Source organism: Streptomyces atroolivaceus (assembly GCF_000717025.1).
GTDB lineage: Bacteria > Actinomycetota > Actinomycetes > Streptomycetales > Streptomycetaceae > Streptomyces > Streptomyces atroolivaceus.
This window is the reverse complement of the sequence record NZ_JNXG01000008.1, coordinates 139,214-151,625: the sequence shown is the minus strand read 5'-3', so window position 1 is coordinate 151,625 and position 12,412 is coordinate 139,214. Positions and strand designations below refer to the sequence as shown.

Genomic DNA, 12,412 nt, shown 5'->3' with positions numbered 1-12,412 from the left:
GCACGATGAACAGGCCGTTGCGGCACATAGCGATCTTCTGTGGGCTGCTGATGCTGGCCCTGCTGATACGGGCCAACTGGCTCCAGTACGCCACGAGCCAGGAGCTCGCCACCCACGAGCACAACCGCCGGGTGAAGATCACCCAGTTCGCGACCCCGCGTGGCGACATCATCGTGGGCGGCAAGGCGATCACGGGGTCGAAGGAGGTCGAGGGGACCGACTTCAAGTACCAGCGCACGTTCAAGCAGGGCGCCATGTACGCCCCCGTCACCGGCTACGCCTCCCAGGCGCAGGGCATGTCCCTCCTGGAGAACACGTACGACACCATCCTCAGCGGCGAGGACGAGCGGTTCGCCTTCCGGCACGCCAAGGACATCCTCACCGGTGAGCCCCGGCGCGGCGGCGACGTGGTCACGACCATCGACCCCAAGGCCCAGGAAGCGGCCTACAAGGGCCTGACCGACCTCGACGCCCGGGGTGCGGTCGTCGCACTCGACCCGGCCACCGGCAAGGTCCTCGCCCTGGTCTCGACGCCCTCGTACGACCCCTCGGTCTTCGCCGGCAACTCCTTCAAGGAGGGCGACAAGTTCCAGGCGCTGGTCGACGACAAGGGCAAGCCGCTCGCCAACCGTCCGCTGCGCGAGACCTTCCCGCCCGGCTCCACCTTCAAGATCCTGACGGCCGCCGCAGCCCTGGAGCACGGCGTCGTCACGGACGTCAACGCCCCGACCGACGCCGTGTCGCCGTATCCGCTGCCCCTGTCGTCGAGCAAGATCAGCAGTGAGGCCGGCGACGCGACGTGCAACAAGGCGTCGATGAAGACGGCCATGCAGTACTCCTGCAACAACGTCTTCCTGGACGCCGCCCTCAAGGTGGGCGAGGAGGGGATGCGCGAGACGGCCGAGAAGTTCGGCTTCAACAAGGACGTCTACTCAGAGGAGTTCGGCGACATGCTCGCCACGAAGAGCCTCTACCCCTCGGAGCTCGACAAGCCGGGCACCGCCCTCACCGGCATGGGCCAGGGCAGCCTCACGAGCACCCCGATGCAGATGGCCATGGTGACGGCGGCCCTCGCCAACAACGGCAAGGTGATGCAGCCGTACATCGTCGAGAAGCTGCTGGGGCCGGATCTGTCCGTCCTGGAGGAGAACAGCCCGCAGGTGAAGAGCGAGGCGGTCTCCGAGGAGACGGCGAAGAAGGTCCAGGAGATGATGGAGTTCACCGCCAAGGAGGGCAGCGCCCAGCGCGCCCTGATCGACGGGGTGACCGTGGGCGGCAAGACGGGTACGGCACAGCGGGGTGACGACGTCAGCAAGGAGGTGCCGTACGGCTGGTTCGTCTCGTACGGCAAGAACCCCGACGGCCGTGCGGTCGCGGTGGCGGTCTTCATCGACCCGACGGCGATGGACATCTCCCGCTCCGACATCTCGGGTGGCCGCCTGGGCGCCCCGATCGCCCGCAGTGTGATGAAGGCGGCGCTGGGGAAGTAGACCTCCCTCTTCCGTCTTCCGTGAACGCCCGCCCGGCGACCGCCGGGCGGGCGTTCACGTCGTACGGCGGTGGGGTGTTCCGGCGCGGTGGCCGGTGGTCCGCCGGTCGTCGTGGCCGGCGGGAGCGCTGACCGCGCGGGCGGTCACGCGAAGAGCCGGGCCCTCCACCCCTGATGGAGGGCCCGGCCCGTTTCGCGGGAGTACCGAGCGGTGTACCGGTGGTCAGGACCGGGTCAGCGCCTGATCTCCTTGATCTTGAGCATCCGTGTGATGACCTTGTCGAGCTCGTCGTCCTCGAAGACGTTCTTCCAGTCGTCGCGGACGATCGACTCGCGCCCGTAGTCCATCGCGATCAGGCACGCGTCGGAGAACGGGTTCGAGCCCTTGAGGGTGTTGGCCAGCGCGACCTGCGTGTGGCCGAGCAGCATGGCGCGCGCCGCCTTCTCCGGGACGCCCACGGTGTGGACGGTCTCGTGGAGGGCCTCGGTCAGCAGGGCGCCCACCATGCAGGCGATCGTCTCGACGAGGGTCGGCTCCAGGACCGCGAGCTGCTTGACCGTGACCCAGTGGACGTCGATCACGGGCGCGTACATCACGCGGATGACCGACTCGGCCAGCTCCTGCTTGGCGGCGTCGCCGCCCTCGTACGCCGCGACGACCTCCTGCGGAGCGGCGATGCCGCCGAAGGTGTCCTGCCACTCCTCCTTGGTGGTGCGCTCCAGGAAGACGGACGGGTGGCAGGGGTGGGCGCAGGTGTAGTGGATGTCGTCCCGGGAGAAGAGCAGGCCGGCGTAGGCGGCGGCGGGGTCGAGGGTGAGGACGACGGTGCCCGGCCTCATCAGCGGCACCAGCTCCTCGGAGACCTTGCCGAGGACGACGTCGGGGACGGCGAGGATGACCACGTCGGCCCGGGCGGCGGCGTCGGCGGACTCGGTCAGCTCGCGGCCGAGGCCGCGGATCAGCTCCTGTCCCTTGGGGGACGCCTCGCTGAAGAGCACCCGGAAGTCGCTCTTGACCAGGTTGTCGGAGACGCGCCGACCCATCTTGCCTGCTGCCCCGATGACGGCGACGGTCTTGGATCCGGTGGCCATTACTTGCTCCTCAGAAGGGTGTTGATGCTGTGCCGGGTCCACTGGTCCTCCAGGCGGGCGGTTTCCCCGAAATCGCCCTGCCAGGGGAGCCAGTGCTCCACGATCTGGTTGATGCCACGCTCGTCGGGACCGACCTTGCGGATCATGTCGTCGTAGTCGAGGAGGCCTTCGCCGAGAAGGCAGCCGGCGAAGGTGAAGCCGACCCAGCCGTCACGGCGGGAGAACGAGAAGTCCTTGACGTGGATGTTCACCACGTAGGGGGCGGTGGCCTCGACGACGTCGGCCGGGCGCTCCAGCCGGGCGACGCTGTTGCCCGGGTCGAGGACGACGCCGAGGTGCGGGCTGTCCACACCGCGTACGACGGACAACAGGTCGTCGGTGGAGACCTGTTCGTAGGTCTCCAGACCGAGCGTGACGCCTGCCGCCGCGTATGCGGGGACGGTTTCGCGCAGGAGGGCGGTGGCCTCCGCGACGGCCGGCCGGTGGCCGGCGGTGTTCAGCATCGAGCGGACCAGGGTGACGCCCAGCCGCCGTGCGATGCGGAGGTAGGTGGCGAGGTGCTCCGTCCCCACGCCCCTGGTGCCCAGCTCCAGCGTGATGCCGTGGTCGGCCGCGGTCGCGCGCAGGGCGTCGAGCTGCCCGTCGTCGTACGTCTCGATCAGCGGGTAGTCGCAGATCTGGAAGACGTCGCCGCCCGTCTCCCGGGTGTGGGCGAGCATCTCGTCGAGGGTGAGGGGGCGCGGGGCCCTGGCCGAGATGCGCCAGAAGAAGGCGTAGGTGCTCAGGCCGTAGGACACGGTCGGGCTCCTTCCAGGGTCTCGTCGAGGATGCGTTCCACCGCTGCCGGGTCGTGGGCGAAGCGGCCGAGGAACAGTCCGTCGACGCCTGTGCCCAGCTCGGTCAGGAGCCCGGGGCCCGCGCTGCCGCCGTAGATCACGCGGCTGCCGGCCAGGGGCGGCTGCGTGGTGAGCCAGGCCGTGAGGGCCTCGCAGACCGTACGGATGTGCTCCGGGGAGGCGGGCCGGGGGGCGCCGATGGCCCACTGCGGTTCGTACGCGAGGACGACCGGGCCGAGGGGGCCCTCATGGGCCGCCGTGGCCAGGACGCGTTCCGCCTCGGCGACCGTGCGGGCGGCCGCCTCGGCGGGGGCCACCTGGCCGAGCTCGCCGACGCAGAGCACCGGGGTCAGTCCGTTGCGCAGGGCGGCGGCCGTCTTGGCGGCGACGACCGTGTCGCCCTCGCCGAAGAGCCGGCGGCGCTCGGCGTGGCCGACCTCGGCGTAGCGGGCGCCGATCTCGTGCAGGTGGGCGCCGCTGACCTCGCCGGTGTACGGACCGGAGTCCTCGGCCGCCAGGTCCTGCGCGCCGGTCCGCACCTCCGTACCGGCGAGGATGCCGGTGACCGGGACGAGCGCGGGGAAGGCGGGCAGCACGAACAGCTCGGCCGTGCCGCCGGTGACGGCCGGGTGCCGGGCTGCCAGGGAGGCGATGCTGCGGGCCCAGTTGAGGGTCTCGTGGTGGCCGAAGTACATCTTCAGGCTCACCCCGATCGTGACCTGGGGCCCCCGGGGGTTCTGCGCGGACATCAGGCTGCGGCTTCCTGCTGGGTCTCGTCGTCCTTGTTCTCGTAGTCGTCCATCAGCGCGACCTTGGCGGCGGACGCCGACGCCTCGTCGAAGCGGTACGTCAGCCACTCGGCGGCGAGCCGGCGTGCCAGCTCGATGCCCACGACGCGCTGGCCGAAGGTGAGGACCTGGGCGTTGTTGGAGAGGACGGCGCGCTCCACGGAGAAGGAGTCGTGGGCGGTGACGGCCCTGATCCCCTTGACCTTGTTGGCCGCGATCGCCACCCCGAGACCCGTGCCGCAGACCAGCAGGGCACGGTCGGCCTCGCCGCGGGCGACCATCTCGGCGGCGGCGATGGCGACCTTCGGGTAGGCGGTGTGCCCGTCCGCGTCGACCCCCACGTCGGTGACGGTGGCGACGAGGCCGCTGGCCTCCAGGTCCTTCCTGAGGGCTTCCTTGTAGGTGTGGCCGGCGTCGTCGGAGCCGACGACGATGCGGAGCTTCTCGGACATCAGTGGTTCTCCAGGGTGGGTACGAACACTCCGTGCACGGCACGGACGATCAGGGCGAGCGAGTGGGCTCCGGCGTCCGGGGTGCCGAGGCTCTTCTCGGCGTGCGGGCGGGCGCGGCCCATCCGGGGCAGCAGGTCCGCCGTGGCCTCGGCTGCGGCGGACGCGGAGTGCGCGGCCGTGTCCCAGGCGGTGGCCAGGGGCTGTCCCGCGTCGGTGGCGGCCGTGAGCGCGTAGGAGAAGGGGACGAGGACGTCGACCATGGTCTTGTCGCCGACCTCCGCCTTCCCCAGCTCCATCACGCCCGCCGCGGCCCGGGCGACTCCGGTGGCGACCACGGGGGCCGTGGGCCGCTCGGTGTCGCCGAGCGCGGTGCCGACGGCCCGGAGCATGACGCCCCACAGGGCACCGGAGGTGCCGCCGGCCCGGTCCGCCCAGGCGTCGGCGGCCCGGTGCAGAAGCGTTTCTGCACCGGCGCCGAGCGCTTCGGCGCGGGCTGCCGCCTCGTACGCCCCGGTGGAGCCGCGCTGCATGCCGATGCCGTGGTCGCCGTCACCGGCGACCGCGTCGATCCGGCCGAGCTCCCCGGCGTGGACGTCGACGGTGTCCTTGAGGACGCGCAGCGCGGCGAGGACCGTGCGGGCGGCCTCGCGGGAGACGTCGGTGGCGGGCGGGACGGTGTCCTCGGCCGCCTCCGCCGACGGGTCCGGGACGAACAGGTCCGCGGCCTCGACGGTGCCCTTGCGGTAGGCGGGTGCGTCCGCCGGGGCCGTCCACAGCGGCTCCAGCTCGTCGGTGAGCCAGCACAGGGTGAGCGAGACGCCGGCCATGTCGAAGCTGGTGACGAGTTCGCCGACCTCGGGGTCCACGGCTTCGACGCCGGCTTCGGCGAGGAGCTGGGCGACGCGGCGGTAGACGACGAACAACTCCTCGTACTTCACCGAGCCGAGGCCGTTGAGGATGACCGCGGCCCGCTGCCCGCGCGGCGAGTCCACCCCTTCGGGCAGCTCGCCGAGGACCGTGGAGACCAGGAGCTCGGCCGCCTCGTCGGCGGTCGGCACGGGCCGCTCGCCCATACCGGGCTCGCCGTGGATCCCGAGGCCCACGGCCATGCGGCCCTCGGGGACGGTGAAGAGCGGGTGGTCGGCGCCCGGCAGCGTGCAGCCGGAGAACGCGACACCGAAGGAGCGGGTACGGGCGTTCGCCAGCTCGGCGATCCTGGTCACCTCGTCCAGCGGCTGCCCGGCCTCGGCCGCCGCCGCTGCCGTCTTGAAGACGACCAGGTCCCCGGCCACCCCGCGGCGCTTGTGGGCCTCGTCGGGCGAGGCGCTGGACATGTCGTCCGTGACGCCGAGCGTGCGGGCGGGGATGCCCTCGGCGGTCAGCCGTTCGGCCGCCTGGCCGAAGTGCAGGACGTCGCCCGCGTAGTTGCCGTAGGCGAGGAGGACACCGCCGCCGGTCTCGGCGGCCCGCGCGACCTGGCGCACCTGGTGGGCGGAGGGGGAGGCGAAGACGTTGCCGACCGCCGCGCCGTGGGCAAGGCCCTGGCCGACCAGCCCGGAGAAGGCCGGGTAGTGGCCGGAGCCGCCGCCGACCACCACGGCGACCTGGCCGGGGGCGGTACGGGTGGCCCGGACCACTCCGCCGGGTACCTGGCGGACCCTGCGGGGGTGGGCGGCGGCGAAGCCTTCGAGCGCCTCGTCGGCGAAGGCGGCGGGGTCGTTGGACAGGCGGGTCATCAGCGAACCTCTGCGAGAGGCCGGCCGTGGTGCGCGTCCCGGCCCCTGGACCGGTTGGCGAGCCACAGCATCAGCGCGGCGGACATGAGCATGAAGGCCCCGACGAGAAACAGCGGCAGGTAGTAGGCACCGCTGAAGTCCTTCAGCCAGCCGGTCACGTAGCCCGCGGCGAAGCCGGCCACGTTGCCCGCGGTGTTGATCAGGGCGATACCGGCCGCGGCTGCCGCGCCGGTCAGGAACTGCGAGGGGATGGACCAGAAGACCGGCAGCGCGGCGAAGATCGCACAGGCGGTGATGGTGATGACGGCGACCGTGGCGGCCGGCGAGCCCATGTAGAGGGCGACGGGGATGGAGATCCCTCCGACGACGGCCGGGCCGGCGATGTGCCAGGTGCGGACGCCGTGCCGGGTGGCGTGGCGCGACCAGAAGTAGAGGACGATCGCGGCCGGGAGATACGGGATGGCCGTGATGAGGGCCTTGTCCATCACGCTGAACGTCGTGCCGAACTGTTCCTGGAAGCCGTTGATGATCGTCGGCAGGAAGAAGGCGAGGGCGTACAGGCCGTAGATAAAGCCGAAGTAGATGAGGGCGAGCGTCCAGACACGGCTGTTGGTGAAGGCGGCCTTCAGGGCCTCCTTGCCGTGGCCGGTCTTCTCGTCCGCACCGGTCTTGCCGGTGTTCTCGGCGGCGAGCTCCCTGGTCAGCCAGTCCCGTTCCTCGGGGGTCAGCCACTTCGCGTCGGCCGGCTTGTCGATCAGGTAGAACCAGGCGACGACACCCAGCAGGATCGCCGGGACGGCCACACCGAGGAACATCACGCGCCAGCCCTCGAGGCCGAAGAGCCCGTGCTGGTTGATGAACCAGCCGGCCAGCGGGGCGCCTATGACGGTGGTCAGCGGCTGAGCCAGGTAGAAGAGGCCGAGGACCTTCGTACGGTGCCGGGAGGGCACCCACTGGCTGAGGAAGAGGATGGCTCCGGGGAAGAAGCCGGCCTCGGCGACCCCGAGCAGGAAGCGGAGCGTGTAGAGCTGCTCGCTGTTCTGCACCCAGGTGAAGAGGAGGGCGACGACGCCCCAGGTCACCATGATCCTGGCCAGCCAGCGCCGGGCGCCGAACTTGTGCAGTGCCATGTTGCTGGGCACTTCGAGAATGATGTAGCCGATGAAGAAGACGCCGGAGGCGAAGCCGAACTGCGCCGCGGTGAGCGCGAGGTCCTGCCCCATGCCGTTGGGCTCCGCGAAGGAGACGGCCGTCCGGTCCAGGTAGTTCACGAAGAACATCAGGGCCACGAAGGGGACGAGCCGGACCGAGACCTTCTTGATCGCTGATCTCTCGATCGCTGAATGCGCAGTGGCGCCCATGGAGACTCCTCGCTTGCGGACCGCTTTGTCCGGTTCTGTGTCTACTCCGGCAGGCGAAGGCGAACCGTGGAAGGTTGTGTTTCCGGCCGGTGAACAACTCCAAGCTAGCTTCGGATCCTAAATTGGTCACCAATTTACCAAAGTGACGTAGGTCGCTCCCCTGAGCTCTTCTCCTGGACCGATGAGCGCGTTATCGTCCGCCCGCTCCGGGGTTCCGCACCCTCGTCTGATGTACTGGTCAGCGTGTCCACGCAGCCCGAAGCGCCCGATTTCACGTCACTTCTGCGCCCCGTCGTACGGGAGTCCTCGGTCAGTGAGGTGGCCAAGCGGCTCCTTGATCATCTGTCCGAGGGAAACCTGAAGCCGGGCACGCGCCTGCCCGCCGAGCGCCAGCTCGCCGACGCCCTCGGTGTCGCGCGCTCCAGCGTGCGCGGGGCGCTCTCCGCACTGGACGTCCTGGGCATCATCGAGATCAGGCCGGGCTCGGGCTCGTACGTCCGGGAGGGGACCTCGGAGTTCCTGCCGCGTGCCATCAACTGGGGCCTGATGCTCGGTCAGCGCCGCACCCAGGACCTGGTGGAGGTGCGCACCTTCATGGAGGGCATGTCGGCGCGGCTGGCCGCGGACCGGGCGTCGGAGGCGGACGTCGAGCGGCTGGAGAAGCACCTGGAGCGGATGCGGGAGGCGGGGACGGACGTCAAGGCGTTCATCGACGCCGATATCGCCTTCCATCTGGAGACCGCGAACATCGCCCGCAACACGGTGCTCAGCGACATCCTGCACTCCATCAGGGCGCTGCTCCAGGTGTGGATGGAGCGGGCGGGAGACATCGAGGGCACCGTCAGCGGGACGCTGCACGAGCACGGGGCCGTGCTCGACGCGATCCGGGCGGGGGACCCGGAGGGGGCCGACGCGGCGATGGCCGAGCACATGCGGCTGGCGAGCGACCGGCTGCGTCTCTCGCTGCGAGGGGACGACGAGTAGCGGCTCAGGCCCGCGACCGATCGGAAGGGGCGGACCGCTCGGACCCCTCGGACCGCTCGGGCAGGGTGGGCCGCTCGGACCGCTCGGACCCCTCGGGCAGGGTGGGCCGCTCGGGCAGGGTGGACTGCGCGGGGAGGGTGGACTGCGCGGGGAGGGTGGACTGTTCGCGTGGGGAGTGCTGCTCGCGAGAGGCATGCTGCTCGCGTGGGGCCGCGGGCGTCTTCCCCCGCCCGGCTCCGCCGAGCAGCGCCGGAAGTTCGGTCAGGGTGCTGACGCGCCAGTCCGCCGTCTCGATGACGTCCGGGTGGTCCGCCCACCAATGCCCGTACGGGCCGCGGCGGATGTGGGCCGCCCGGAGTCCGGAGGACTTCGCCGGGAAGAGGTCGTCGGCGGGGTGGTCGCCCACGTACAGGGTGGCCTCCGGTGAGGCGCCCGACACCTCCAGTACGCGGGTGAAGAAATCCCGGTCCGGTTTGGTGACGCCCCACTCCTCCGAGGTGACGACCAGGTCGGCCGGCAGGTCCATGGCCCGCAGCAGCTCTCCGGCCCGTGCCGTCCGGTCGCCCGCGACGACGACCCGAAAGCCGAGCGAGCGCAGTCCGGCCAGGGCGGGGCGGACGTCGGGGTAGAGGTCGGTCTCGTCCAGGTGCTCGCCCCGTCCGGCCGCCGCACGGGCGTGGTACGCCTCGCCGGGGTCCATGCCGGGCCGCAGGATGCGCAGGGCGTCGGCGCAGTCGCGGCCCTGCGTGACGGCGGCGCCGACCAGCGCGCTGACGGTGTGCGGCGGGACTCCGAGCCAGTCGGCCCACGAGGCCCAGTGGCGGTCGTCGCGGACGAGGGTTTCTCCGATGTCGAAGACGATCGTTTCCATCACCCGTCCGAGCCTATGGGGCAAGCGGGACATAACGGCCAAGGCGCCAGTGGTGGAGGGCTGGTTACGCCGGACAGAGTCCCTGGTCCGGCCCGGGTGGGGCGCTCGTATGCTCGGACCATGACCGATCCTCAGCGCCCCACGACCAACGCCATGCGGCGCGCCCTCCGGCGGGCCCGCGACGGCGTCGCCCTCGACGTGGCCGAGGCCGCCGTCCTGCTCCAGGCGCGGGGGGACGACCTGACCGATCTCACCGCCTCCGCCGCCCGGGTCAGGGACGCCGGACTCGATGCCGCCGGTCGGCCGGGAGTGATCACGTACTCCCGCAAGGTCTTCATCCCGCTGACCCGGCTCTGCCGCGACACCTGCCACTACTGCACCTTCGTCACCGTGCCCGGCAAGCTTCGCAAGGCGGGGCACGGGATGTTCCTGTCGCCGGACGAGGTCCTCGACATCGCCCGCAAGGGTGCCGAAATGGGCTGCAAGGAGGCCCTGTTCACGCTGGGCGACCGGCCCGAGGACCGCTGGCCCGAGGCCCGGGAGTGGCTGGAGGCGGAGGGCTACGACGACACCCTGGCCTATGTGCGGGCCATGGCGATCAGGGTGCTGGAGGAGACGGGGCTGCTGCCGCACCTGAACCCCGGGGTGATGACGTGGACGGACCTGCAGAGGCTGAAGCCCGTCGCCCCGTCCATGGGCATGATGCTGGAGACGACGGCGACCCGGCTGTGGTCCGAGAAGGGCGGCCCGCACCACGGGTCCCCGGACAAGGAGCCGGCCGTCCGGCTGCGGGTGCTGGAGGACGCGGGCCGGTCCAACGTGCCGTTCACCACCGGCATCCTGATCGGGATCGGCGAGTCCTACGAGGAGCGGGCCGACTCCCTCTTCGAGCTGCGCAGGACGGCCCGCGCCTACCACGGCATCCAGGAGGTCATCGTCCAGAACTTCCGCGCCAAGCCGGACACCGCGATGCGCGGGATGCCGGACGCGGAACTGGAGGAGCTGGCCGCCGCGATCGCCGTGGCCCGCCACATCCTCGGCCCCTCGGCCCGCATCCAGGCCCCGCCGAATCTCGTCGACGCCGAGTACGCCCTGCTGATCGGTGCGGGCATCGACGACTGGGGCGGTGTCTCGCCCCTCACCCCGGACCATGTGAACCCCGAGCGCCCTTGGCCGCACATCGACGAACTGGCCGCCCGTACGGCGGAGTCGGGCTTCCAGCTGCGCGAACGCCTCACCATCTACCCGGAGTTCATCCAGCGCGGCGAGCCGTGGCTCGACCCCCGGCTGCTGCCGCACGTGCGGGCGCTGGCGGACCCGGAGACGGGCCTCGCGAAGGAGGGGGCGATCCCGGCCGGACTGCCCTGGCAGGAACCCGACGCGGGCTTCGACGCCACCGGCCGCACCGACCTGCACCGGACCATCGACACCGAGGGCCGCACCGGTGACCGGCGCGACGACTTCGACGAGGTGTACGGCGACTGGGAGGCCCTGCGCGAGGCAGCCGCACCCGGGATGGTCCCCTCCCGGATCGACGCCGACGTGCGCCAGGCGCTGAGCCAGGCCGCCGACGACCCCACGAAACTCACCGACGACCAGGCCCTCGCCCTGCTCCACGCGGACGGACCGGCCCTGGACGAGCTGTGCCGGATCGCGGACACCCTGCGTCGCGACGTGGTCGGTGACGACGTCACCTACATCGTCACCAGGAACATCAACTTCACCAACGTCTGCTACACAGGCTGCCGTTTCTGCGCCTTCGCCCAGCGTCGTACGGACGCGGACGCCTACACCCTCTCCCTGGACCAGGTCGCCGACCGCGCGGCACAGGCCTGGGACGTCGGCGCCGTCGAGGTCTGCATGCAGGGCGGCATCCACCCGGACCTGCCCGGAACCGCGTACTTCGACATCGCCCGTGCGGTGAAGGAACGCGTCCCCGGCATGCACGTCCACGCCTTCTCGCCCATGGAGGTCGTCAACGGGGCCACCCGGACAGGCATGTCCATCCGGGACTGGCTGACCGCGGCCAAGGACGCGGGGCTCGACTCGATCCCCGGCACCGCGGCGGAGATCCTCGACGACGAGGTGCGCTGGATCCTCACCAAGGGGAAGCTGCCGACCGCCACCTGGCTGGAGGTCGTCAGGACGGCGCACGAGACGGGGCTGCGCTCCTCGTCCACGATGATGTACGGCCATGTCGACCAGCCCCGCCACTGGCTCGGCCACTTCAGGACGCTGGCCCGGCTCCAGCAGGAGACCGGCGGCTTCACGGAGTTCGTCACCCTGCCCTTCATCCACACCAACGCCCCGGTCTACCTGGCGGGCATCGCGCGCCCCGGCCCCACGGACCGCGACAACCGTGCCGTCACCGCGATGGCCCGCCTCCTGCTCCACCCGCACATCACCAACATCCAGACCAGCTGGGTGAAGCTCGGCGCGGAAGGTGCGGCCGAGATGCTCCGCTCGGGCGCCAACGACCTCGGCGGGACCCTGATGGAGGAGACCATCTCCCGTATGGCGGGCTCCAGTTACGGTTCGTACCGCTCGATCCAGGACCTCGTCGCCATCGCCGACCTCGCGGGCCGGCCGGCGAAGCCGCGCACGACGCTGTACGGCGAGGTGCCCGAGGAGCGCGTCACGTCCGCGGCGGCGTCGGACGGTCACCTGCCGGAGCTGCTGCCGGTGCTGGAGGGCTGAGGGGGCAGGGCGAGCGGCCCGGGCGGCCGGCGGATCCCGGGGACGGTACGACGTCGGCCGAGCGGAATCCGCTCGACCCGGGCGGCCCGGTGGAGGGATCCTGTGG

The 12,412-nt window shown here is 71.2% G+C and carries 10 protein-coding genes; 3 read left to right on the top strand and 7 right to left on the bottom strand.

Going from position 1 to position 12,412, the window contains the following annotated elements:
* Window positions 1-5: 5 nt before the first annotated feature.
* The gene (locus OO67_RS18150; RefSeq protein WP_033301578.1) at window positions 6-1,490 is read left to right on the top strand and encodes a peptidoglycan D,D-transpeptidase FtsI family protein; all 1,485 of its coding nucleotides are present in this window, start codon (window positions 6-8) and stop codon (window positions 1,488-1,490) included.
* 233 nt (window positions 1,491-1,723) lie between these two features.
* Here OO67_RS18150 and OO67_RS18145 read toward each other — a convergent pair whose 3' ends face one another.
* Genes OO67_RS18145 through OO67_RS18120 form a run of 6 tightly spaced genes read right to left on the bottom strand, consistent with a single transcriptional unit; the run spans window position 1,724 to window position 7,754 of the window.
* The gene (locus tag OO67_RS18145; protein WP_033301574.1) at window positions 1,724-2,581 is read right to left on the bottom strand and encodes a phosphogluconate dehydrogenase C-terminal domain-containing protein; all 858 of its coding nucleotides are present in this window, start codon (window positions 2,579-2,581) and stop codon (window positions 1,724-1,726) included.
* A complete protein-coding gene (locus OO67_RS18140) occupies window positions 2,581-3,378 on the bottom strand; it encodes a sugar phosphate isomerase/epimerase family protein (protein WP_033301573.1) in 798 nt (265 codons plus the stop codon). The genes OO67_RS18145 and OO67_RS18140 overlap by 1 nt, the downstream gene beginning before the upstream one ends.
* Window positions 3,363-4,166, bottom strand: coding sequence for a triose-phosphate isomerase family protein (locus tag OO67_RS18135; protein ID WP_033301571.1), 804 nt, complete (start codon window positions 4,164-4,166; stop codon window positions 3,363-3,365). Before OO67_RS18135 ends, OO67_RS18140 begins: the two co-directional genes overlap by 16 nt.
* Complete coding sequence (locus tag OO67_RS18130) at window positions 4,166-4,657, bottom strand: ribose-5-phosphate isomerase (protein ID WP_033301570.1); 492 nt, start codon at window positions 4,655-4,657, stop codon at window positions 4,166-4,168. Before OO67_RS18130 ends, OO67_RS18135 begins: the two co-directional genes overlap by 1 nt.
* On the bottom strand, window positions 4,657-6,393 hold the full coding sequence (locus OO67_RS18125) for a dihydroxyacetone kinase family protein (RefSeq protein ID WP_033301569.1): 1,737 nt from the start codon (window positions 6,391-6,393) through the stop codon (window positions 4,657-4,659). The genes OO67_RS18130 and OO67_RS18125 overlap by 1 nt, the downstream gene beginning before the upstream one ends.
* A complete protein-coding gene (locus tag OO67_RS18120; RefSeq protein WP_033301566.1) occupies window positions 6,393-7,754 on the bottom strand; it encodes an MFS transporter in 1,362 nt (453 codons plus the stop codon). The genes OO67_RS18125 and OO67_RS18120 overlap by 1 nt, the downstream gene beginning before the upstream one ends.
* A gap of 243 nt (window positions 7,755-7,997) precedes the next feature.
* Between OO67_RS18120 and OO67_RS18115 the strand changes: the two genes are divergently transcribed.
* Window positions 7,998-8,738 carry a FadR/GntR family transcriptional regulator gene (locus OO67_RS18115; RefSeq protein ID WP_033301564.1) on the top strand — a complete coding sequence of 247 codons (741 nt, stop codon included), beginning with the start codon at window positions 7,998-8,000 and terminating at the stop codon, window positions 8,736-8,738.
* 4 nt (window positions 8,739-8,742) lie between these two features.
* On the opposite strand, the gene OO67_RS18110 is transcribed toward OO67_RS18115, so the two are convergent.
* Window positions 8,743-9,609 carry an HAD family hydrolase gene (locus tag OO67_RS18110; protein WP_244300259.1) on the bottom strand — a complete coding sequence of 289 codons (867 nt, stop codon included), beginning with the start codon at window positions 9,607-9,609 and terminating at the stop codon, window positions 8,743-8,745.
* 120 nt (window positions 9,610-9,729) lie between these two features.
* Here OO67_RS18110 and OO67_RS18105 point away from each other — a divergent pair, with 120 nt between their 5' ends.
* Entirely contained in the window at window positions 9,730-12,306 is a 2,577-nt protein-coding gene (locus OO67_RS18105; protein WP_033301562.1) for a bifunctional FO biosynthesis protein CofGH, read from the top strand.
* The last annotated feature ends 106 nt before the right edge of the window (window positions 12,307-12,412 follow it).